The 22,670-nt window shown below is 67.7% G+C and carries 20 protein-coding genes; 8 read left to right on the forward strand and 12 right to left on the reverse strand.

Annotation, left to right across the window (positions count from 1 at the left end):
- Positions 1 to 152: 152 nt before the first annotated feature.
- The 7 genes from FM105_RS01615 to pknB are packed head-to-tail and all read left to right on the forward strand — an operon-like array spanning position 153 to position 10,042.
- A complete protein-coding gene (locus FM105_RS01615; RefSeq protein ID WP_087003670.1) occupies positions 153 to 1,085 on the forward strand; it encodes a DUF3662 and FHA domain-containing protein in 933 nt (310 codons plus the stop codon).
- A complete protein-coding gene (locus tag FM105_RS01620; RefSeq protein ID WP_087003673.1) occupies positions 1,078 to 1,581 on the forward strand; it encodes an FHA domain-containing protein FhaB/FipA in 504 nt (167 codons plus the stop codon). The genes FM105_RS01615 and FM105_RS01620 overlap by 8 nt, the downstream gene beginning before the upstream one ends.
- Complete coding sequence (locus FM105_RS01625) at positions 1,578 to 3,230, forward strand: PP2C family protein-serine/threonine phosphatase (protein ID WP_256970141.1); 1,653 nt, start codon at positions 1,578 to 1,580, stop codon at positions 3,228 to 3,230. The genes FM105_RS01620 and FM105_RS01625 overlap by 4 nt, the downstream gene beginning before the upstream one ends.
- Positions 3,227 to 4,792 (forward strand): FtsW/RodA/SpoVE family cell cycle protein, encoded by a 1,566-nt coding sequence (locus tag FM105_RS01630; protein ID WP_256970142.1) that lies wholly within the window; start codon positions 3,227 to 3,229, stop codon positions 4,790 to 4,792. Before FM105_RS01625 ends, FM105_RS01630 begins: the two co-directional genes overlap by 4 nt.
- Positions 4,789 to 6,261, forward strand: coding sequence for a peptidoglycan D,D-transpeptidase FtsI family protein (locus FM105_RS01635; protein ID WP_087003676.1), 1,473 nt, complete (start codon positions 4,789 to 4,791; stop codon positions 6,259 to 6,261). Before FM105_RS01630 ends, FM105_RS01635 begins: the two co-directional genes overlap by 4 nt.
- Positions 6,258 to 8,138: a protein kinase domain-containing protein gene (locus FM105_RS01640; RefSeq protein WP_087003680.1), complete on the forward strand. Its 1,881-nt coding sequence runs from the start codon at positions 6,258 to 6,260 to the stop codon at positions 8,136 to 8,138. Before FM105_RS01635 ends, FM105_RS01640 begins: the two co-directional genes overlap by 4 nt.
- Entirely contained in the window at positions 8,135 to 10,042 is a 1,908-nt protein-coding gene (gene pknB / locus FM105_RS01645; RefSeq protein WP_087003682.1) for a Stk1 family PASTA domain-containing Ser/Thr kinase, read from the forward strand. The genes FM105_RS01640 and pknB overlap by 4 nt, the downstream gene beginning before the upstream one ends.
- 160 nt (positions 10,043 to 10,202) lie before the next feature.
- Here the strand turns inward: pknB and FM105_RS01650 are convergent, their stop codons facing one another.
- From FM105_RS01650 to FM105_RS01690, 9 genes are all read right to left on the reverse strand, one after another.
- A complete protein-coding gene (locus tag FM105_RS01650; RefSeq protein WP_306298545.1) occupies positions 10,203 to 10,790 on the reverse strand; it encodes a flavin reductase family protein in 588 nt (195 codons plus the stop codon).
- Complete coding sequence (locus tag FM105_RS01655) at positions 10,780 to 11,145, reverse strand: hypothetical protein (RefSeq protein WP_087003688.1); 366 nt, start codon at positions 11,143 to 11,145, stop codon at positions 10,780 to 10,782. The genes FM105_RS01650 and FM105_RS01655 overlap by 11 nt, the downstream gene beginning before the upstream one ends.
- Complete coding sequence (locus FM105_RS01660; RefSeq protein ID WP_087003694.1) at positions 11,142 to 11,567, reverse strand: SRPBCC family protein; 426 nt, start codon at positions 11,565 to 11,567, stop codon at positions 11,142 to 11,144. Before FM105_RS01660 ends, FM105_RS01655 begins: the two co-directional genes overlap by 4 nt.
- Before the next feature lies 1 nt (position 11,568).
- Positions 11,569 to 12,738, reverse strand: a complete 1,170-nt coding sequence (locus tag FM105_RS01665) for an LLM class flavin-dependent oxidoreductase (RefSeq protein WP_087003698.1) — start codon at positions 12,736 to 12,738, stop codon at positions 11,569 to 11,571.
- Positions 12,739 to 12,837: 99 nt separating this feature from the next.
- Complete coding sequence (locus FM105_RS01670) at positions 12,838 to 13,650, reverse strand: helix-turn-helix transcriptional regulator (protein ID WP_087003701.1); 813 nt, start codon at positions 13,648 to 13,650, stop codon at positions 12,838 to 12,840.
- 147 nt (positions 13,651 to 13,797) lie between these two features.
- Entirely contained in the window at positions 13,798 to 15,078 is a 1,281-nt protein-coding gene (gene dctP / locus FM105_RS01675; RefSeq protein ID WP_087003704.1) for a TRAP transporter substrate-binding protein DctP, read from the reverse strand.
- 145 nt (positions 15,079 to 15,223) lie between these two features.
- Complete coding sequence (locus tag FM105_RS01680) at positions 15,224 to 16,804, reverse strand: long-chain-fatty-acid--CoA ligase (RefSeq protein ID WP_087003707.1); 1,581 nt, start codon at positions 16,802 to 16,804, stop codon at positions 15,224 to 15,226.
- A 49-nt stretch (positions 16,805 to 16,853) separates the two neighbouring features.
- Positions 16,854 to 18,317, reverse strand: coding sequence for a phosphotransferase family protein (locus FM105_RS01685; RefSeq protein ID WP_087003710.1), 1,464 nt, complete (start codon positions 18,315 to 18,317; stop codon positions 16,854 to 16,856).
- A complete protein-coding gene (locus FM105_RS01690) occupies positions 18,314 to 19,624 on the reverse strand; it encodes an acyl-CoA dehydrogenase family protein (RefSeq protein ID WP_087003712.1) in 1,311 nt (436 codons plus the stop codon). The genes FM105_RS01685 and FM105_RS01690 overlap by 4 nt, the downstream gene beginning before the upstream one ends.
- Before the next feature lie 196 nt (positions 19,625 to 19,820).
- Here FM105_RS01690 and FM105_RS01695 point away from each other — a divergent pair, with 196 nt between their 5' ends.
- The gene (locus FM105_RS01695) at positions 19,821 to 20,498 is read left to right on the forward strand and encodes a TetR/AcrR family transcriptional regulator (protein WP_087003715.1); all 678 of its coding nucleotides are present in this window, start codon (positions 19,821 to 19,823) and stop codon (positions 20,496 to 20,498) included.
- On the opposite strand, the gene FM105_RS01700 is transcribed toward FM105_RS01695, so the two are convergent.
- Genes FM105_RS01700 through FM105_RS14840 form a run of 3 tightly spaced genes read right to left on the reverse strand, consistent with a single transcriptional unit; the run spans position 20,484 to position 22,164 of the window.
- The gene (locus FM105_RS01700; protein WP_179207012.1) at positions 20,484 to 21,131 is read right to left on the reverse strand and encodes an anthranilate synthase component II; all 648 of its coding nucleotides are present in this window, start codon (positions 21,129 to 21,131) and stop codon (positions 20,484 to 20,486) included. The genes FM105_RS01695 and FM105_RS01700 overlap by 15 nt on opposite strands.
- Positions 21,131 to 21,295 carry a hypothetical protein gene (locus tag FM105_RS14760; RefSeq protein ID WP_087003721.1) on the reverse strand — a complete coding sequence of 55 codons (165 nt, stop codon included), beginning with the start codon at positions 21,293 to 21,295 and terminating at the stop codon, positions 21,131 to 21,133. Before FM105_RS14760 ends, FM105_RS01700 begins: the two co-directional genes overlap by 1 nt.
- Entirely contained in the window at positions 21,295 to 22,164 is an 870-nt protein-coding gene (locus tag FM105_RS14840; RefSeq protein ID WP_256970143.1) for a class E sortase, read from the reverse strand. The genes FM105_RS14760 and FM105_RS14840 overlap by 1 nt, the downstream gene beginning before the upstream one ends.
- Between the last annotated feature and the right edge of the window lie 506 nt (positions 22,165 to 22,670).

Below are 22,670 nucleotides of genomic sequence, written 5' to 3' on the forward strand. Positions count from 1 at the left end.
CCCCGATGCCCTGATGCGCACAGCACGCATAGGGTGAGGACTCAGGATCGTCGCGTTAGCATGGAGTGCTGATGTGCCGTGCGCCGCAGCGCTCACCTGTGCCCGTCGCCGGTGTGACCCGGCAGACAGACTGAACTCGGAAAGGAGGCGTCGTGGGGGTTCTCGACCGTTTCGAACGCGGAATCGACCGCGTGGTCAACGGTGCCTTCGCGCGCGCGTTCCGCTCTCAGGTGGAACCGGTCGAACTCGCTTCGGCCCTGCGCCGCGAGGCGGACAATCGCGCCGCCGTCGTGTCCCGTGGACGGACACTCACCGCGAACTCCTACGCGGTGGAGCTGTCCAGCGGGGACCTGGACCGCCTGGGTCCCGTCTCATCCGAGCTCCGCCAGGACCTGCGACAGGTCGTCGGCGATCATGCGATCGAGCAGGGCTACAGCTTCGTGGGGCCCGTCGCGGTGACCTTCGAGGTCGCAGACGACCTCGACACCGGTATGTACCGCGTACGCGCGACCACGCGCCGCCCGGACGGCTCACCGGCGGCCCAGCCCGCGAACCGCGGCGGCTACGATCCGCCGTCCCGCTCCAACCCGGTGGTCCCGGAGCAGTACGAAGCGCAGTCGGGACCGGTCTCCGCCCCGCAGAGCCAGGCCTCCCCGCAGCGCGCACCGGCCGCCGCACCGGCACCGAGCGTCGCCCACGCACACCCCGCTCCCGAGGCCCCGGGCAGCCGCCGTCGCGGCGCCCCGACCGAAGCCCCGGCCGCGCCCCCGGCACGTCCCGCACGACCTGCCTTCACCCCCACCGTGACCGCCCAGGGACAGGTCCACCGACTCTCCCAGGGGACCACCGTGTTCGGTCGCTCCGCGAACAGCGCGGACGTCGTCATCGACGATCCGGGCATGTCGCGCCGGCACTTCGAGATCACCGTGTCCGGCGACCAGGCGGTCGCCACCGACCTCGGGTCGACGAACGGCACGCACATGAGCGGCCGCCCCATCGGCTCCGTCTCGCTGTCGGAGGGCTCCGTGCTCACCGCCGGCGACACCCCCGTCACCTACTCCGAGGCAGGCCGCTTCAGTGAGTGAGTTCACCGTCACAGTGCTGCGGTTCGCACTCTTCGCACTGCTCTGGCTCTTCGTCTTCCTCATCGCGGGAGTGCTGCGGCAGGACCTCTTCGGTCCCCGTGTCGCCCGCAATCGCCGGGACCGCCGACGCGGGCGCGCCGCTGCCGAGGCTCCGGCCGCCGCCGCGCACGGTGCAGCACAGCCGCAGCAGCAGTCCGCATTCAGCTCCTCACCCACGCTCGTGGTGACCTCCGGACGGCAGAGCGGGTTCTCCCTGCTCATGTCCGCGGGACAGCTGACGATCGGGCGGGCGGACGACTCCGGCTTCGTCATCGAGGACGACTTCGCCTCATCCCACCACGCCCGCATCTACCCCCAGGCCGGTGCCTGGGTGGTCGAGGACGCGGGCTCGACGAATGGGACGTACGTGGGGAGCACGCGCCTGACGCAGCCCACACGCATCGAGCCCGGCATGCCGATCACGATCGGTCACACGACGATGGAGCTGCGCGCGTGAACGCACAGAGCACCACTTCCCCGCACTCCAGCGTGCCGACCTTCCACTTCGCAGCGCGCTCGGACACCGGCCAGGTGCGCAAGAACAACCAGGACTCCGGCTACGCGGGCGCTCACCTCCTCCTCATCGCGGACGGCATGGGCGGTCACGCCGGCGGCGACGTCGCCTCCGCGATCACCGTCAGCCGCCTGACCTTCCTCGACGAAGCGGACCACGACGGCAGGGTCCTCGACGACCTCAAGGCCGCGATCCTCGCCGCTAACGACCAGATCGGCCGCGCCGTGGTCGAGCAGAGCGAGCTCGCAGGCATGGGCACCACCGTCACGGCTCTCCTGCAGGCCGGCGACCGGCTGGCGCTGGCCCACATCGGCGATTCCCGCGCCTACGTCATGCACAAGGGCGAGATCATCCAGGTGACGCAGGACCACACCTTCGTGCAGATGCTCGTGGACGAGGGCCGCATCACGCTCGAAGAGGCGGACACCCACCCCCAGCGCAGCGTCGTCATGCGCGTGCTCGGCGACGTCGGGGCGGCCCCGGAACTCGACCTGTCCTTCCACGACGCCGTGCCGGGCGACCGCTGGATGCTGTGCTCCGACGGACTCACGGGCTTCGCGTCCATGCAGGACATCCACGACACCCTCGCGACGGTCGCCGATCCCGGCGACTGCTGCGAGAGGCTCATCGAGCTGGCGCTGGCCGGCGGCGGCGGGGACAACGTCACCGTCGTGGTCGGGGACGTCCTCGATCCGTCCGACGACGTCGACATCGACGACTTCGGCGAGGCGGTGGGCTCCGTCCGCGTCAATCCGTCCTACGCACTCCTGGGCGGCCAGAGGACCGACAGCACCGACACCGGTCAGATGGACGTCATCTTCGATGAGGTGGAGGCCCCCACGGTCCCCATCGAGGGCCTCGCCACTCCCCCGCCCGAACCGCCGAGCGCGGCGACGTCCGGATCCGACGACACGGACGCGACCACCGCGGCCCTCGCAGCTCCGGCCGCGACCGCCACCGCCACGGCGACCCGCACCTCGGCGGACGATCCCGAGGACACCGAGGTGCCGCCCGACGAGGCGGCCACCGCCCCGCGCAGCGCCCGGTCGGCCGTGCGGGACGACGACCACTGGGACGAGGACGCCGACCTCGCGGACTGGGGCGACGAGTCCCCGCGCCGGCGCCGCCCGTGGATCACCGTCCTCATCGCCGGAGTCGTCGTCCTGGCGATCGTCGTGGCAGCCCTGTCCGGGTGGCGCTACGTGCAGTCCCAGTACTACGTCGCAGCGTCCGACGGGACGGTCGCGGTGTACCAGGGCCTCCCGCAGTCGCTGGGCCCCATCGAACTCTCGTCGCTCGAGGAGAGCACGGACGTCACGGTCACGGACCTGTCGACGTTCTCGCAGCAGCGCCTCGAGGCCACGATCCCCGCCGACTCCCGCGACGCGGCGACCGACGTCGTCGACACGCTCCGTGCGGAGGCGACCCGCAACGCCGGCTCCGTCGCAGGCGAGACCACCGAGCAGACGGGCGAGGACCCCGCGCCGTCGCCGTCGGGAGAGAACGGCGTCTCCGGAGGCGTCGCAGACGAATCGGAGACGTCCGGAGCCCGGAACGGCGCCACGATGGACCGGGGAGAGGCGGAGAGATGACCATGCCTTCCCCGTCCAGCGCCGTCCGCGGACCGAGGAAGCACCGTGTCTCAGAGCTCCTGCTGATCCTCCTCGCAGTCGTCATATCCGCGGGCGCCTATGCGCTCGTCGGAGTGGGCACCACCGACGAGATCCCGGCGAACGTCTACTCGTACACGATCTGGCTCGCCGTGCTCGGCGTGGCGCTCCACGTCGTCGTGTGGTGGCGCGCGTCCTACGCGGACCCCGTGCTCGTGCCCATCGCGGTCCTGCTCAACGGGATCGGGCTCGCGATGATCTACCGCATCGACATGGCGCTGGAGAGCAGCGCGGCGACCTCCCAGCTGGTCTGGATGACCCTGGGCACCGTGCTGGCCGCGCTCGTCATCGTGTTCCTGCGCGACCACCGGCTGCTGCGCCGCTACACCTACACCTCCGGGTTCGCCGCGCTGGTGCTCCTGCTGCTGCCGCTCATCCCGGGGCTGGGTCGCACGGTCAACGGCGCCCGCATCTGGATCTTCATCGGCCCGATGTCGTTCCAGCCCGGTGAGATCGCGAAGATCCTCCTGGCGATCTTCTTCGCCGGGTACCTCGTCGCCTACCGCGACCAGATGGTGCTCGCCGGCCCGAAGATCCTGGGGCTGCAGTTCCCGCGCCTGCGCGACATGGGCCCCATCCTCATCGCCTGGGTCGCGAGCGTCGGCATCCTCGTCTTCCAGCGCGACCTGGGCACATCCCTGCTGTACTTCGGCCTGTTCGTCGCGATGCTCTACGTCGCCACGGCGAAGAAGACCTGGATCTTCCTGGGGCTCGGCATGTTCGCCGCGGGCGCGCTGGTCGCCACCCAGCTCTTCTCCCACGTCCAGCAGCGCATCGACGGCTGGCTCAACGCCCTGACGTCGGAGGAGTACAACAAGACCCCCGGCGGCTCGTACCAGCTGGTGCAGGGACTCTTCGGCATGTCCGACGGCGGACTGCTCGGCAACGGGCTCGGCGAGGGCCGGCCCCAGGTCGTCCCCTACGCGAACTCCGACTTCATCTTCGCGTCGCTGGGTGAGGAGCTCGGCATGATCGGGCTGTTCGCCCTCCTGCTGCTGTACGTGCTCCTGTTCGAGCGCGGCATGAAGATCGCCTCCGCCTCCCGCGACGGGTTCGGCAAGCTCTTCGCCACCGGCGTGAGCTTCACGATCGCGCTGCAGTGCTTCATCGTCATCGGCGGAGTCACGCGGCTCATCCCGCTCACCGGCCTCACCACGCCGTTCCTCGCCCACGGCGGCAGCTCGCTGGTCGCGAACTGGATCATCATCGGACTGCTCCTGCGCATCAGCGACAACGCCCGCCGGCCCCAGGAGGAGTTCGCCACCGGCGTGCTCCCGACGCTGGCCGTGGAGGACGCGCCGTCAGCGGACAGCGCGGAGGCCGACACCATGATCCATCCTCGACTGGGGAATCAGCCCCACGCGGGCAGCCAGCCCGACTCAGGGAACCAGCCCCACGCAGGCAGCCAGCCCCAGCCGGTGAACCAGCCCCCCTCGGGGAACCGCCCGGGCACGGACCACACCTCGGAAGGGGGTCGCGCATGAACAAGGCACTCCGGCACGTCTCCGTCGTCGGGCTCGTGATGTTCGCGCTCCTCTTCGGCTCCACGAGCTACGTCCAGTTCTTCGCGGCGCAGTCGCTCAGCGAGCATGAGCTCAACAACCGCACGATCATCGACGAGCTGTCACGGGAGCGCGGCCCGATCCTGGTCGACGGCACCCCGGTCGCGTACTCGGTGCCGACGGACTCGACGTACGAGTTCCAACGCACCTACGGCGCGGACAGCCTGCCCGCGGAGCAGTACGCGGGCCTCACCGGGTACTTCTCCGTCGTGTCCGGCGCCAGTGGGCTCGAGCGCACGGAGAACGGGCTCCTGTCCGGCACCGACGACGCGCTCTTCTACGACAAGGTGCGTTCGATCTTCACCGGCGAGCAGCCCATGGGCGCCGCTGTGGAGCTCACGATCGATCCCGCCGCGCAGACCGCCGCATACCAGGGCCTGGGCGGCCAGAAGGGCGCCGTCGCGGCCATCGACCCCAAGACGGGCCGCGTGCTCGCACTGGCGTCGACGCCCGGCTGGGACCCCAACGCGCTGGCCTCGCACGACTCCGAGCAAGCGCAGGGCGCCTACAACTCGCTCATCGACGACCCCGACAACCCGGCCTACAACCGGGCGATCGGCGGCAACCTCTACCCACCGGGGTCGACCTTCAAGATCATCACAGCGGCAGCGGCACTCGAATCGGGCGACTACACGAAGGACTCGGAGCTCGAGGGCCCCGCGGAGCTCGACCTCCCGGAGACCAGCGCGACGATCCGCAACTCCGGCGGCGGCTCGTGCGGCGCGGGCGACTCCATCACGCTCCAGCAGTCACTCGTCGTCTCCTGCAACACCTCCTTCGCCCAGCTGGGCATGGACGTCGGCGGCGACGCGCTGGAGGAGCAGGCACGGAAGTTCGGCTTCGGCCAGGACCTCACGATCCCCCTGCGGGTGACACCGTCCTCCTTCCCCGGCGAGCTCAACGCCCCCCAGACCGCGCAGTCCGCGCTGGGCCAGTTCGAGGTCCGCGCGACCCCGCTGCAGATGGCGATGGTGTCCGCCGGCGTCGCGAACGACGGCGTCGTCATGAGGCCCCAGCTCATCGACAACGTCCGCAACTCCCGCACGCTCGATTCGATCTCCGAGCTGAAGCCGCAGGAGTTCTCGCGGGCGGTCAGCTCCGATTCCGCGGAGCAGCTCACAGACATGATGGTGGAACAGGTGAACAGTGGAACGGGCCAGGTGGCTCAGATCCCCGGAGCCGAGGTTGGCGGCAAGACGGGCACGGCCCAGCACGCGGAGGGCGCAGCGCCGCACGCGTGGTTCACCTCGTTCGCGAAGACGGAGGATGACCAGGAGGTCGCAGTCGCCGTGGTGGTGGAGAGCGGCGGCAGCGCCGGCAGTGAAGCATCGGGAGCCCGCGTCGCCGGACCGATAGCGAAGAATGTGATGGAAGCGGTGATCAACGGATGAGGCCACAGCCGGGAACCGTGCTGGGAGGACGCTACGACCTCACCAGCCGCATCGCCGTCGGAGGAATGGGCGAGGTCTGGAAGGGCCGCGACAAGGTCATCGACCGGGAGGTCGCGGCGAAGATCCTCAAGGAGGAGTACCTGAGCGATCAGGGCTTCCTCGACAGGTTCCGCGCGGAGGCGCGCAGCATGGGTGCTGTGTCCCACCCCGGGATCGCCTCCGTGTTCGACTACGGCGAGGAGACGGGTTCGCCCTACCTCGTCATGGAGTACGTGCCGGGTGAGCCGCTGTCCGCGCTCATCGACCGCAACGGAGTGCTGCCCGAGGACGATGTCCTCGAGCTCATCGCACAGTCCGCGGAGGCGCTGGGGTCTGCCCACCGGTCGGGGGTCGTGCACCGCGATGTGAAGCCGGGCAACATCCTCGTGACGCCGGACTTCCGCGTGAAGCTCACCGACTTCGGCATCGCGCGCGTCGCGGATCAGGCTCCGCTGACCAAGACCGGCCAGGTCATGGGCACCGCGCAGTACCTCGCACCCGAGCAGGCCACGGGCAAGGGCTCCACGCCCAAGTCCGATCTGTATTCGCTGGGCATCATCATGTACGAGGCGCTGGCCGGGCGTCGCCCGTTCACCGGCGACTCGCAGGTCGCCATCGCGATCGCCCAGGTCAATACGACTGCACCCGAACTGCCGGACACGGTCTCCGAACCGATCCGCAGGCTCGTGGCGAGTCTGCTCAGCAAGAAGCAGGACCAGCGCCCGGACTCCGGCGAGGCACTCGCGAAGGCCGCCCGATCGCTGCGCTCCGGAGACACCGCCGGCGCCGAGGCCGCAGTTCCGCAGATGCTCGCGGGCGCGGCTGCCGGTGCGGCCGCCTCGGACGCCGTCACGCGCGCCTTCCACCAGCCCGGTGACGAGGCGACGCGGGTCATGGACCCGGCGGCGGCCTCGGCGGCGGCAGCTCCGGCAGCCGCACCCACGACGGAGACCCGCGCGCTTCCGCAGCAGGGCGAACTCGATGAGAATCCCGAAGGGGAGCTCGACGAGGACGACAAGAAGATGGGCACCGGGATGAAGGTGACCATTGGCGTGCTCATCGCGCTGGTGATCGCGGGACTGGTGTGGGTCGGGTGGATCTTCTTCGGATCCCCCGGCGAGCCGGAGCCCACGGGGACCACGACGCCCACGGCGGAGTCGACCGAGGAAGACGCGACCATCGAGATCGACCCGAACGACTACGTCGGCCAGTCCGAGGGGACGGCGACGCGGAACCTCGAGCAGCAGGGGCTCGTCGTCGAGTCCGTGGAGGCGGAGTCTCAGCAGGCCGCCGGCACCGTGACGAACGTCCGCTCCGGCAACAACGGCTACGTGTTCTCCGAGGGCGACACCATCACGATCGAGGTGTCCTCCGGCCCCGCCGAGGCGCCTGAGCCCGAACCGGAACCGGAGGAGCCGGGCAGCGATTCGGGATCCGACTCCGACAGCGATTCCGGATCGGACGGCGGCAGCGAAGGCGGCTCGGACTCGAGCAGCGGCTCCGACAGCGGCAGCGACTCGGGATCCGATTCCGGCAGCAACGGCGGTTCCAACTCCGGTTCCGGCAGCGACTCCGGCAGCAGCGGTGGCTCAGGTACCAACAGCGATTCTGGTTCGAACGGCGGCAGTGACAGCGGTTCCGATCCCGGCGCGGAATCTGACGCCGGTTCGAACGGCGGCAGCAACGGCGGTTCAGATTCTGGGAGCAACAGCGGTTCAGGATCCGACGACGGCGCTGGTTCCGGCTCCGACGGCGGCAGCAACGGCGGCGGCGATGAAGACGTGCAGTTCGGTTCGGAGAACTTCCGCACCGATGCAGCGAACGGAGGCCATCCATGAGCGAGGTCCGCAAGCTGTCCGATCGCTATGAGATCCGACGGGTCATCGGCCGCGGCGGTATGGCCGAGGTCCACGAGGGCGTCGACACCCGTTTGGGCCGACGCGTCGCGATCAAGCTGCTGCGCTCCGACCTCGCCCGCGATCCCAGCTTCCACACCCGGCTCGAGCGCGAGGCGCAGTCCGCTGCCAGCCTCAACCACCCGGGCATCGTGTCCGTGTACGACTCCGGCGAGGAGCAGTTCGCGGAGCCCGGCGGCGGGACGATCACGGTCCCGTTCATCGTCATGGAGTACGTCGAGGGACAGACCCTTCGCCAGGTCCTGTCCGAGCACGGTCCCCTCACGGCCACCGAGGCACTCGACGTGGCGGCGGGGGTGCTCGCACCGCTCGAGTACAGCCATCGCAACGGCATCGTCCACCGAGACATCAAGCCGGCGAACGTGATGCTCACGCCCGAGGGCGACATCAAGGTGATGGACTTCGGGATCGCCCGCGCGCTCGAGGACACCGGGTCGCTCACGCAGACCCAGTCCGTCGTGGGCACCGCCCAGTACCTGTCGCCGGAGCAGGCGCGCGGCGAAGTCGTCGACGCGCGCTCCGACCTCTATTCGACCGCGTGCCTGCTGTACGAGCTACTCACCGGACGCCCGCCGTTCGTGGGCGATTCCCAGCTGGCCGTGGCCTATCAGCACGTCGGCGAGGCGCCGCAGGCACCGTCCACGCTCGTCCCCAGCATCCCGCCGGCGATCGACCGTCTGGTGATGCACGGCCTCGACAAGCAGCGGGACTCGCGGTACCAGGATGCGCACGCCTTCCGCGAGGACGCCCTGGCTGCTCGTGACGGTCGCCCGCTGTCGATCGACGGCGAGGGTCCCGCGACTCAGCTCATGGCGGCATCCGCACCGGCTGCGGCGTGGGCCGATGCGCCGCCCACGCAGGCGGTCGAACAGCAGCCCGGTCCGCACACCGGGATGCTGGGCGAGATCGAGGAGAACCAGCAGGAGGAGAAGAAGAGCCGCACCTGGCTGTGGGTGGGCGGGGCTCTCCTGGCACTCGTGCTGGCCGGCCTGGGTCTGTGGATGTACACGATGAATGCAGAGCAGGAGCCTCAGACCTTCGCACTCGAGGACATGTCCGACCGCGAGGCGAACGAGGCGGAGACCTATCTGGAGGGGCTCGGGCTGGTCGTCGGCAGGGAGGACCAGGCGGACGACGAGATCGACGAGGGCAACGTCGTGGAGACCGATCCCGCTTCCGGTTCCCAGGTCTCCGAGGGCGATCGCATCACGATGTTCGTCTCCACCGGACCGGACAGCATCGAGGTGCCGGAGGTCGCAGGCGATACGGAGTCGCTCGCACGCCAGAAGATCGGCGACGCGGGGCTCACCGCCGGCTCGAACATCGAGGAGAACTCCCCCGACGTGCCCGGCGGCGAGGTCATGGAGACCCGTCCCGGTGCCGGCACCGAGGTCCCCCGGGAGTCGAGCGTCGACCTCGTCCTGTCATCAGGTCAGGTCGAGGTTCCGGACGTCACCGGCATGACGGAGGAAGAGGCCTGCACGACGCTCGAGGGCGACGAGTACCAGCTCTCGTGCTCGGTCGAGGAGGAGGAGACCGGCGATCACGAGGCCGGCGAAGTCTTCGAGCAGGCCGCGCCCGCAGGCACGGACGTCGATCAGGGCTCGACGGTGACCATCACGGTCGCCGAGGAAGAGGCGACCCCCAGCCCATCCCCGTCGACCCCCAGCCCGGGCTTCACCGTGGATCCGCCGCAGGTTCCGGGTCCCGGTGGCGACAACGGCAATGGCGATGACGGGAATGGCAACGGCGGGGGAGGCAGCGACAACCGCGGCTGGGGCAGCCTGACCCACGCCTGGGACCGCATCGTGTCGCGCGTGAGCTGAGATGGCTCGGCCCCTGGGCTGACATCCCCGGACCGCTGCGAGGGTCCAATCGCTCGTCCACACGACTGACCGGTCACTTCTGCACAGATTCCAGCGAGATTCTGTGCAGAAGTGACCGGTCAAGTTCATCCGTGACGGGTCAGTGATCCCCGCTCCTTCTTCAGCCAGCCATTGCATCACTGCTGTGCAATGTCGCGTACCCGCCGCGGAAGAACACGAGGGGATCAACCTCTTCGCGCGCGTGCATTCCCTTGACCTCACCGACCACGATGGAGTGATCTCCGCCGTCGTACTCGGCGTGCAGAGTGCAGTCGATCCAGGCGAGCGCTGCATCCAGGATCGGATTTCCCAGGTCGGAAGGTGCGTAGTGGATACCTGCGAATTTGTCGGCTCCCGACTGTGCGAACGTCCGCGACAGCTGCTGCTGCTCGATGCCGAGCACGTTCACGCAGAAGCTGCCTGCCCCCTTGATCTTCGGCCAGCTCGTCGACGACAGTGCGGGATTGAATGTCACCAGCGGAGGATCGAGAGACAGCGACGTGAAGGACTGGCAGGTGAAACCCGCTGGCCCGGATTCGGTGTCCGCGGTGATGATGGTGATCCCTGAGCAGAAGTTGCCCATGATCTGTCGCATGCGCTCCGGCGATACGTCATTGTGTTCGTTCATTCTGGCTTCCCTTCTCGTTTCACCGCCCGGCGCCAGCAAGCGGGAGCCGGGCGGTCTCTGGCCGACACGCTCAGGCAGCATGCAGCGGTGAGTAGGCCACGATGCTCAGCCCCGCCGACGACGTCAGCGGAAGACGCGTCTCGTGCGCCCCTTCGACCGGCTCGCCGACGTGCCAGTTGAGATCGGCTGCTGCGACGGCCACCGCCTCGAGGTCGGACGTCTTGGCCAGCAGCGACCACTCCGGCCCGGACTCGTCCGACAGCACGACTGACCCGAAGGCCGCCCAGCCATTCCCGTCGGAGAATGCGGGCTCGCCCAATACTGCTGCGAGATCGTGCTCTGCTTCCGCCCACTGTCGACTGGAGTGCATGACCTTGACCTTCTCGAACAAGCCGGCCAGGGCCGATGCACCGCGGGCACCGCCGACCTCTGTCATCGCGATGCCACCGTCACAAGGTGCGTCAGTGCAGCGCGGTAGATCGATTCGATGCCTTCCTGAAGCTGCTGCTCGACCGCCGCATCGTCACCGGCCGCGGCGAAATCAGCATCCCACCGGACCTCGGCACCAGAACCTCCGTCGGACCCGGCGGCTGTGACCCGGATCGTCGAGGAGTAACTCGCCAGCGGCAGGGGGCCCTCGACATACTCGTAGGTATAGTTCCGGCCAGCTTCATCGTGGCCGACGACTCGTTCGACCAACATGGTGCCGTCGGCCTGTTGTGCGTACCGGTCCTCGCCGTCCATGCGAACGGATTCGATCGATGGCACCCACTTCGCGATGTCCGCGGGGTCGCCGATGATGCCCCAGAGCACCTCGGGCGAGTGCGCGAAAGTCTGACGCACTGACACCGTCGCCATCTCAGACTCTCCCGAGTTCGGCGTTGTACTTCTCGGTCATCTGCTCGACGGCTTTGATGTGCTCGTCGGTCTTCGCTCCGCGCACGGCCTTGGCCCTCTCCGACGCCTCGATCATCGGCTGTGCCTGACCCTGGAAGTGGGGCATGACGTCCTGCGCGAACAGCTCGAACGAACGCTTCGTCGCTTCGGGGTTGGCCCAGTCATGACCCTGGAGCAGCAGCGTGCCGAACCCACCGGACTGGTCGACGAGCTTCTGCACCTGTGCGCGTGCCTGCTCAGCAGTGCCGATGACGCCCACGCCGGAGGTGTTGATGAAGTCGATCATCTCCGTCAGGTTGTCGCCTCGGACATCCATCTGCGGGAAGGCAGCGATCTTCTGGAAGTAGTCGAACCAGAACTCGATACCGTGCTCGACGTCCTTGTAGGCCTGCTCGACGGTCTCGGCGATGTGGAACGGTCCCACGAGACGCCACTTCGACCGGTCGACCTGATCGGTCCGACCGGACTGCTCGGCGAACTCATTGAGGACTCCCCAGTGGTGCTCGAGGGCACTGAAACCCTCAGGATTCATGGTCGCTGCGATCGACAGCAGGCCGATTCCCAGCTTCCCCGCCATCCTCGCTCCCGTCGGCGAAGCGACTGCTGCGACGGTGACGTCGAAGAGCGGATCGGAGTAGGGCGCCATCTGGACGCGTGCATCGATGAGTTCGTGCGTCTTGGTCTTGGCGGAAACGACCTCGCCTCGCAGCAGTCGCATGATGATGTCGGCGTCCTCGGCCAGCAGCTCACGAGTCTCGACCTGAGTCAGTCCGAGCATCGCGGCATCGGTCGGCAGCGAGCCCGGTCCCATGCCGAGCATCGAGCGGCCGCGGGTGAGGTGATCGAGCATGATCATCCGGTCAGCGACCCAGAGCGGGTTGTGATAGCTCACTGACGTCACTCCGGTGCCCAACTTGATGCGCTGAGTGCGCTCGGCGGCCGCAGCGATCATGATCTCCGGCGACGCGTAGATCTCCGAGCCGGCCGAATGGTGCTCACCGAACCACGCCTCGTCATAGCCCAGCTTGTCGAGGTACTCGACGAGTTCGAGGTCACGCTGCAGGAGCAGGGTCGGGTTCTGTCCGGGAGTGTGGATCGGGGCGAGGAATGTACCGAACTTCAGTCGACTCATGGGAGCCCACCTTCCTGGTGATCGTCGTCGTTGACATCCATCACCGTATGGGGCGCTCAGAGCTGCCGGTAGTCCTCGAAAGTGGACAGCATCGTCACGTCAGCGACGTCGTTGCACCGCGACTGCGAGCATCGAGCGGTTGGTCATGCCTGTAGCCTCGAAGATCCTGCTGATGTATTTCTTGACGGTCATCTCAGTGACGCAGAGCCGCTCGGCGATCGTGGCATTGGTCAGTCCCTGGCCGACGAGCTCAGCGACCTCGAGCAGGCGTGGGCTGAGTGCCGCGCAGTGGTCTGGCAGGGCCTCGGTCCCGCCTATGGCGATACTCCGTGTGCTCGCCTGCAGATGTCGGGCAAGCGCCTGCATCGCGATGACGTCGGGAGGTGTCCACACGCGGTCCCCGTCGAACAGCCCGAGGATCGCTTCTCCATCTCTGAAGCGCAGGTGCAGTGCCGCCGCCGAGCCGAGGCCGTGCGGGATGAGTTGGCCGTAGAGGTACTCCCGCTGCTCGTCCGGGAGGTATGAGATGTCTTCGAGCGTCACGAACCCTCTGTGTGTGAGCGCCCGCTGCGCGCTGGGCAGAGCGAAGACGTCCTTCTCGAACCAGTGATCGTGGTAGTTCCTCATCATCCGGTTCGGGATGCCCTGGACCTGCGGGTTCATGTCTGTGAACATCTCCGCATAGGTGGGCCCGAAGAAGAAGGTCGAACTATGCACGCCGAAGACCCGAGCGAGCGTTTCAACCATCGTCTCCTTGAACGGCACGCCGGGCGGAGCCTGATGCGCGGCTTCGAGCACCGTGAAGATCTGCTGGAAGTGGTCATACGAGAGAACGTCCTGCCATGACGGCGCCGAACCGGCGGAGCTTCGTGCCCCCTCCTGCTCGTCGCTTGTCTGCCCTGTGATCGCCATTGATCTCCTTCCGCTGCGCGGTTCTCGCTCTCCTCGCCTTAGGCACAGCGAGGAGAGCGAACGAACGCTCATGCGGTTCGAACACGTGGCCGTCAGTGTAGCGGCGAGCGGACGAGTCGCCGTGTCCCTGCCGGACGATGCCGAGGGTCACCTCGGCCGATGCTTCGAGATGACATCGGTGTAGAGACGATCGACGTAGGGCCGTGCGTCGAACGACTCTTCGTCGAACCAATTGTCCATGTCAGTCAGAGTCCCGCCATCCTCGTACCCGAGCTCTGAGACCACGTATTCCCACTTCTCAACGGTCTCTGCGGAGCGCGTGTCAATGTCTTCTCCGAGGAGTCCGGATTCCACCGCGGCGTCCATCGACGATCGACGGTTCTCCTCGATGAGGCCGAGTACCTCATCGCTGAACTGCTCGATCTCACCGCCCTTCTCCCTCGCCGCGGCAACGGCATTGTAGTTGTCGGCCGGAACCCTCGCTACGCCGTTGTAGTGGGAGGGCTGCCATGCATCGAAGATGATCTGCTGGTACGGGGTGGGCATGTTCGCCACAGTTGAGCCGGCCAGCATAGACCCGAACACACGCGGCAGAGCGCCTTCGTTGGTGTACTGCATATTGGGTGCGGCGTCGAAGTATCCGGATTCGACCGCAGCACTCATGACGATCATGGTGCAGTCGATGGTGCCTCGCTGCAGTGCCTCGTAGGTTTCCAAGTAGTCCAGCGACACCGGCGTCGCGCCCATTGCACGGACCAGGTCAGAGTGCACTGTGCTGCCGATCCGTACCTGACGCCCTTGCCAATCGTCCGACTCGCCCCCTGGTTCGCCGCAGAGTGAGAAGTACGCGCCGGGTGGGTTGACAGGCACCAGTGGGACCAGTCCCTGCGCCGCGAAGTCCTCATTGATCTGCTCCGAAGACCACGCCAGCTCTGTCAGAGCCGCAATGGCGACCAGTTCTCCTGCCACCGGTGACTCCGGTAGCGAACTGGTGATCGAGACCAATTCATCGAAGGCCGGGAACAGATCCGGCTCGTATGCCGGATTGGTGTAGGAAACATCGACTCTGCCATCCGCCAGCGCATCGAAGATCTCTGAGTGGTCCGCAATCGGGTGACCGTAGTGCGTCTCGACCGTGATCTTTCCGCCAGAACGCCTCTCAACTTCTTCAGCGAAGTCGATATTGGATTCTGCGACTGCGGAGTTCGGAGAAGCCGCTGATGCTTGGAACACGATCTTTGCAGGTCGAAGATCGGCGATCGCGGCATCGACCTCCTCTTGCGAAGCACCGTAACTGAAGCCTCCTGCGCCGTCCTCACTTTCATCTGTACCTGCACTTCCGGCGCACGCTGAGGCCGTCAAGAGCAGGGCAGTGGCACAAGCAACCGTCGGAGAAACTCGCCGAACCGCCGTTCGAGGTGTCATCATTCTTCGTCATCCTTCGATTCAGTCATTAGCAGTGCACCCATTCGGCACAGTTGCGGGTTCGGCCAGGAGACCGATCGCGTGAACTAGCGGATCGGCGTAGGAGTAGGACGGGTGTCAGGTGGTGCGACCGGTGAAGAACTGCCGTCTATGTCAGCGCCTGCGCATCCTCGCGCAGCTTGAACTTCTGGATCTTGCCGACCGCGTTCTTCGGCAGCTCGTCGACGAGCACGATCGCCGTCGGCTTCTTGTATGACGCCAGCCGCTCCCGGCAGAACGCGATGATCTCGTCCTCCGTGGGGCCCTCCACTCCTTCGACAGGCACGATGAACGCCGTCGGCGTCTCGACCCATCTCGCATGGGGGCGGGCGACCACAGACACTTCTCGGACCTTCGGATGGGCATCGATGGCGGCCTCGACCTCGGCGCTGTAGATGTTCTCACCGCCGGAGATGATCATGTCCTTGTTCCGGTCCACCACGGTGATGAAGCCGTCCTCGTCCTCGACGCACAGGTCGCCCGAATGGAACCAGCCGTCGCGGAACGCCTCCGCCGTCGCCTCCGGGTTCCGCCAGTACTCCTGCATGACGGTCGGTCCGCGGTAGACGATCTCTCCCACCTCACCGACCGGGCAGTCGTTTCCGTTCGGGTCGACGATCCGTGCTTCCACGTTGGAGATCGGTCTGCCCACGGTTCCCATCTTGCGCACGGCGTCCTCGCCGCGCAGCATGCATGTCACGGAGCTCATCTCCGTCTGCCCGAACATGTTGAAGTTCGGCACCCCCTCGAACGTGTCCGCCATCGCCTGGAGCGTCGACGGCGGAGCGATGGAGGCGCCCCACGAGATGCGCCGCAGGGAGGACGCCCGCCGGGAGACGTCGGGGACCTCGCAGATGTCTCGCCACTGGGTGGGAACGAAATAGCAGGCGGTGACTCCGTACTCCTCGATGGTGGTCACGGCCGCCTCCGCGCTGAAGTTCCCCGATTCCATGAGGACTGAGTGGCCGCCCACCAGCAGGTACATGAGGATTCCGTTGAGTCCGCCGATGTGGAACAGGGGCAGGCCGGACAGCCAGACTTCATCCTCGCGGGAGACCCCTTGGATCGTGTTGGCGTTCACGCTGTTCATGAAGAGGTTCATGTGGGTGAGGACCGCGCCCTTGGGACGCCCGGTGGTGCCCGACGTGTACATGATGAACGCGGGATCCGATTCGGGGACGTCGAAGTCGAAGTCCGCATCATCCTCTCGGAGCAGGTCGGCGTAGGAATGCGCACCGTCGACGGGACCGCTCGACGCGTGGACGAGTACCACGGGACTCTCCGCGTCGGCCTGCACCGGTCCCAGCTGTCGCGCGGACTCGATGAGGTCGTCATCCGCGATGAGGACCTTCGCATCAGCGTTCTCGACGATGTACTCCGCCTCCGGGACCGTCAGCCGGAAGTTCACCGGCACGACGATCGCGCCCAGCTTCATCACCGCCAGGTAGGACTCGACGACCTCGGTCCTGTTCATCATGAAGACTGCGACCCTGTCGCCGCGCCCCACGCCCAGTGCTGCCAGTCCGCGCGCCACTGCGCAGACCCTGCCGTTCAGCTGGGCGTAGGTGAGCGTCACTCCCCCGTGGCTCAGTGCCGCGGCATCGGGGATCTTGCGCGCCTGCCGCGACAGCTGCGTCGCGTGCGACATGCGCCGCCCCGCTGCGATTCTCTCGTCATCCGTCTGTGTCATATCCACTCCCTCGTGCAGATGGTTGTCCCGGTGCGCGGATGTCACTTCGTCACCGGCGCTCTGCGATCCGGCTCAGGTGGCGCGGGTTCGACAGGGTGATCCGCTCGATGACCGGCGCTGCGATCGCTGCGCGCACCCGCTGATCGTCCGTGTCGACCGCCCCGGCGCGGATCGCCTGGGCGAGGTCGGCCTCCGCCGCGAATCCGGCGGTGGCGAGCGCGTCCGACGACGCCTCGCGCAGCGCAGGTCCGACACGCAGGTCCCGCAGGACGGTGTCGAGCGCCGCCGCCTGCATCCGACCCTCGTACGTACGGTCGAAGGAGGCGGCGAGTCCCTGCACCATCGTCTCCGTCGCCGAGGCCCCGGTTCCGTCGCCGTCCGAGGCCCCGTCATCGCCCGAGGCGCCGGCTCCGTCCGTGCCCGACGATCCGCCCGTGCCCGAGGATCCCGCCGTCGCCGGGGCAGACACAGGCAGGTCGAAGCCGAGTGCGTCGAGCACATCCGCCTCGCACTCCGCGAACCTCCGTCCGATGAGGGCGAGCTCCAGACCGCGCTCGGGCTCCGCCTCCGCCCGTGCCGCCTGGCGGAGGCACATGACCCCCCATTTGAGGATCGAGAGGGTCTCCCACCACTGGACCGCGGCCTCGGCGATGGGCCGTCCGCCCGCCGCGCTGTAGCCGCGCAGCAGCGCCTCGCGTGAGCCCACGCCGGCGACCACGCCTGGCCCCCCGAACCTCCACTGCACAGCACTCACCCATCCGAGGTCCGATGCCGGATCCCCGATGTGCGCCAGTTCCCAGTCGAGGACCGCCTCGACCCGCCCGCCCCGGACCATGAGGTTCCCCATCCGCAGGTCACCGTGGACGAACGCAGGCTCCGACGAGGGCGGCGGCGTCTCACCCAGGTGGGCGAAGGCCAGCTCGAAGGCGGGCGAGACGACGCCGTACTCGTCGAACTGGGACCGCCACGCCTCGAGCTCGTCCGTCCTCGCCTCGAACAGCCCGTCCGGCACCTCCGCTGAGTGGAGGCGGGCGGCGATGTCGCCCAGCTGCTCCGCAAACGCCTCGCCGTCGTGCCCGTCCTCCCCGTCGAACGTGCGCAGGATGGGGCGCGGCAGGGATTCGCCGTCGACGAACGACGTGACGACGTAGGGCGCAGGGATCACTGCGTCACCGCTGCTGGCGCGGAAGACTTCCGGAACCGGTACTCCCGCAGCACTCGCCGCGCGGATCGCCGCAGCCTCGCGCTCCATGCCCGTCGGATCCACGTCGTCCGTCGGCTCCGCGCGGAGCACGACCCGCGACGGTGCTCCCGCGACGACGGCGTCGATGATCTCGATCCGCTTGCTCGCGCCCTTGCTCACGGGTACGACGGACGTGACCGTCGCCGGTGCCCCGAGGACGTGCGACAGCATCGCGTCGTACAGGTGGCCGTCAGCATCGCCTCCGCTGCCGGGGTCCGTGTCTCCCGAGGTGTCTCCTGCAGTGTCCCTGCCGGTCCTCGCCTTGCTCATCGGGCCTGCCCGGACTCGTGGGGCCTGCCCTCATCCGCCACGCCCTTGGGCGCGCGCTGCTTCATGAACCCGAACATGTAGCCGGCGACGCGGCGCATCTGGATCTCCTCCGCGCCCTCGGTGATCCGGTAGCGGCGGTGGTGACGGTAGATGTGCTCGAACGGCGTGTGCCGGGAGTAGCCCAGCCCGCCGAACACCTGCATCGCCCGATCCGCCGCCTCGCAGCACAGCCGGTTGGCCCAGTAGTTGCACATCGACACCTTGTCGGACACGGCGAACGCGCCGCGGGTGTCCATCTGCCACGCGGTCTTGTGGACGAGTGCGCGCAGCATCTCGCACTGCGTCTGCAGCTCCACCAGGGGGAACTGGATGCCCTGGTTCTGTGCCAGGGGCTTGCCGAAGGGCTTGCGCTCCTTCGCGTACTCGACCGCCTGATCGACGCAGAACTGCGCGGCGCCCAGGCTGGAGGCCGCCTGACGGATCCTGTTCTCGTTGAAGAAGTGCTGGACGACGCCCAACCCCTTGCCCACCGGCCCGAACACCGCGGAGTCGGGCACACGCACATCGGTGAGTGACACATGCGCGTGGTCGGTCGGCATGTTGAAGGTCCACAGGTACTCCTCGACCCGGAACCCCGGCGCGTCCGTGGGCACGAGGAAGCAGGTGATCCCCTCACCGTCGCCGGCATCGCCGCTGGTCCGGGCGAAGATCAGATCGTGCGTCGCCGTGTGGACTCCGGTGTTCCACGTCTTCTCCCCGGAGATGACCCATTCGTCGCCGTCCTTCCGCGCAGTCGTCTCCATGTGGGTCGCGTCCGAACCGTGATCCGGCTCCGTGATCCCGAAGGAGAAGGAGGCCCGGTCCTGTGCGAGCGCCTCCAGCCACTCCTCCTTCTGCTGCTCCGTGCCGTACTCGAGCATGAGCAGGAGCCCCACGTTGTTGCTGACGACGGAGTGCTCGGTCTGGAGATCGTTGTGCAGCCCCAGTCCCTGGGATGCCATGTGCTCCCGGATCACAGCCATGTCGAAGTTGGACCCGCCGCGGCCGCCATGCTCCTTCGGCAGGGTGTACCGGTAGATCCCGGCCTGATCGGCCCGTCGGCGGGCCTGTGCCAGCAGCGCCTCCCACGTCTCGTCCGGCAGGCCGTCCCTGTCCCAGTCCGTGCGCGCGTGCTCACGCCGGTGGTCGAAGAAGCGGATGTTGTCGTCCTGCTGCTCCAGCGGGCGGATCTCCGCCTCGATGAAGGCATCCAGCTCCGCGAGGAACTCCTGGAGGTGGGTGGGAAGCTCTGTGTACTCGTCGATCATCGGTCTGCGGTCCTCTCAGCGGTGACGGTCCACCCCATGACAGTGCTGGTCAGAGACCTGCGGGACGAGATGCACGCCGGCGTGCACCACGCGATCGCGCCTCTGATCAACTGATCAGTGGGTGATTGTCTGCGACACTACTGTCGTCCCGTGGACCGCGCAAGAGGTCGGCTCCATCCGATTACACTGCAGAGACATGACCGACTCCCCTCCCGCCGCGGATCTCACGGACCGCTTCCCCGGCGGCGTCCTCCGCGGCGATGACGATCCGATGGCTGCCCGCATCCTGCGCGCCGCGACCGGGGCGATCGCAGAGAAGGGATTCAACGGCACGAACATCCGGGACATCGGTGCGCGCGGAGGCATGAGCTCGGGGTCGCTCTACAACCACTTCGGATCGAAGGCAGACATCCTCGCGACGATCGCCCTGCGCGGGATGATCGCTCTTGTCACCGCGAGCCAGAGCGCGAAGGCCGAGGCGGGGAGCGACCCGCGCGCTCAGCTCGATGCGCTCGTGGCAATGCACGTCGGAATCCACGCGGCCCACCCCCGCGAGAGCGCGATCGGCAACGCGGAGCTGCACAACCTCGACGCGGACTCGTACGCAGAGGTCGTCGCCTACCGAGACCGGCAGGAGGAGCTCTTCACCTCGACGATCGAGCAGGGCGTCAGCCAGGGCGTCTTCGCCACGGACATCCCCCGCGAGGCCTCCCGCTTCATCATCGTGGCCTGCACGGGGATCGCACGCTGGTACCGACCGGACGGGCGCACCGACATCGACACGATGATCGCTCGCTATCAGCAGCTTGCGCGCAGCACCGTCGGTGAGACGTCGAGGCAGACGATGGAGTCCCCTCGCTCAGACCTGCGCTGAGACCACCGGCGTCCGGCCGGCCGCCGCCTCGACCGCCGCCGGCATCCCCGCCATGGCGAGGAAGTTCCCGACCATCAGGTAGCCGTCCTGTGTGAGGACCGATTCCGGGTGGAACTGGACTCCTGCCAGCGGTGCGCTCCGGTGCTGGATGCCCATGACGATCCCGTCGGGGGTCTGCGCGGTGATCTCGAAGACGTCGGTGTCGATCGTGTCGTCGACGATCGACAGCGAGTGGTACCGCGTCGCGATCAGAGGGCTGCGGCATCCGGCGAACACGCTCGTGCTGCGGTGCTCCACCTGCGATGTCTTGCCGTGCATCAGCACCGGCGAATGCGCCACGGTCGCCCCGAACACCTCGCCCAGGGCCTGGTGCCCCAGGCAGACGCCGAACAGCGCCGTGTTCGTGCGCGCAGCCTCACGGATGAGGCCCGGGCAGATCCCGGAATCGGCCGGCGCTCCGGGACCCGGCGACAGCAGGACCCCGTCGTGGTCCGCGAGCAGAGCCGCGGCCTCGGCGTCGGTCACCTGGTCATTGCGCACCACCGTCGTCGTCGCCCCGAGCTCTTCGACGTAGCTCACCAGTGTGTAGACGAAGCTGTCGTAGTTGTCGACGACCAGGATCCTCGCGCCCATCAGCCGCCCTCCTCGATCGTCGCGTCATTGAACGGCATGTACGGCGCGATCACGGGGAACACGTACTCCATGAGCAGGAACACGACAGCCGCGATGAGGATGAGGCAGATGATCAGCTTCACGATCCACGGCCCCGGAAGAGCCCTCCACAGCAGCGCGTACATCAGGCATCCCCTCCGACCTTCTGGAAGGCGGGCGAGTCGGCGATCGACGCGGGTGCGCCATCGCCCGCGGGCTTCCAGTCCGTCAGCTCCGCGTACGCGACGTAGCGTTCCTGCGCGGAGAACATCGGATTGCAGGCAGTGAGAGTCATGATGCGGTCCTTGCCCTTGTAGTCGGGCATCGTCGGGACGGCCGCGAGCACTTCCGTCGCATCCGGCAGGACGATCTCGAAGTTGCGGAACGTGTACGTGTAGAACCCGTCGCCGGTCTGGACGACGATCTCATCGCCGGGACGCAGCTGGTGGATCTGGTTGAGCGGCTTGCCGTACGTCACGCGGTGGCCGGCGACGGAGAAGTTGCCGACCTCGCCGGGCATCGCGGAGCTGGGGTAGCGGCCCACGCCCATCCGGTTGAGGACGGGCTCCATGGACACGCCCTCCGCGACCGTCCGGTAGTAATCCTCGCCGAATCGGGGGACGTACATGATGCCGAACCCGGTGTTCTCCGCGACCGGGTCTGCGACGAAGGGCGTGTCCGGGTCGTCGGGGAGCGTGTTGTCGGGGTTCTCCTGCCAATCGGTGATCAGCTGGTCCGCGAGCACCTCGTTGTCCCTGTTCGCCGCGATGTCGGTCCACCACAGCTGCCACACGACGAAGAGGATGAGCACCATGCCCGCCGTGATGCAGAGTTCGCCGAACGCGCGGATCGTGCCGCGGACCGGACCCAGCGGCTGATACTCGGTCTTCCGCCTGCGGTCGGTCCGCCCGGCTCCCACCGCCGAAGCCGCAGCAGCACCCCGCGCATCGCCCCTCCCGCTGGGATCGGCCGCGGAGGTCGCGCCGGCGGACTGCGCCGCGCCCGGACCTCGCACGGCGCCCTGCCCCTGCGAGGTCGACCATCCGCCGGTGGGCCCTGCTGACTGGAACGTCGATGTAGGGGAACCCTGGGCAGGAGTGCTCTGTGCGGGGGCGCCCGGAGCCGGATACGCCTGTGCGGGATGGGCCTTTGCGGGATATGCCTGAGTGGGATATGCCTGAGTGGGATATGCCTGAGTGGGCTGCCCCTGTGCAGGAGGACTCTGCGGAGCGGCGTGATGGTGTGCAGGGCCGGAACCGGTGCGGCCCGGCGCACGGGACGCCGGCCGGATGAGGGGACGCTGCTCGCCGGCCGGAGCGGGCTGCTGTGAGCCGGCCGGCTGCGACCACGGTGCCCTGGACTGCTGAGACCCAGGCGGACCAGCGGTGGGCGCGGTGTTCTGTGAGCCCGCACCCGGCGGTCCCGCAGCCGGTGAATCCGCGGTCGGGCCGGCGGGGCGGTCGCTTCCGGCAGCCTCGGCGGCGCGCTCGCGCTCCCGGCGCTCACGCCTCGTCATCGGCT

Origin of the sequence: Brevibacterium yomogidense (genome assembly GCF_900163715.1) — a bacterium.
Classification (GTDB): domain Bacteria; phylum Actinomycetota; class Actinomycetes; order Actinomycetales; family Brevibacteriaceae; genus Brevibacterium; species Brevibacterium yomogidense_A.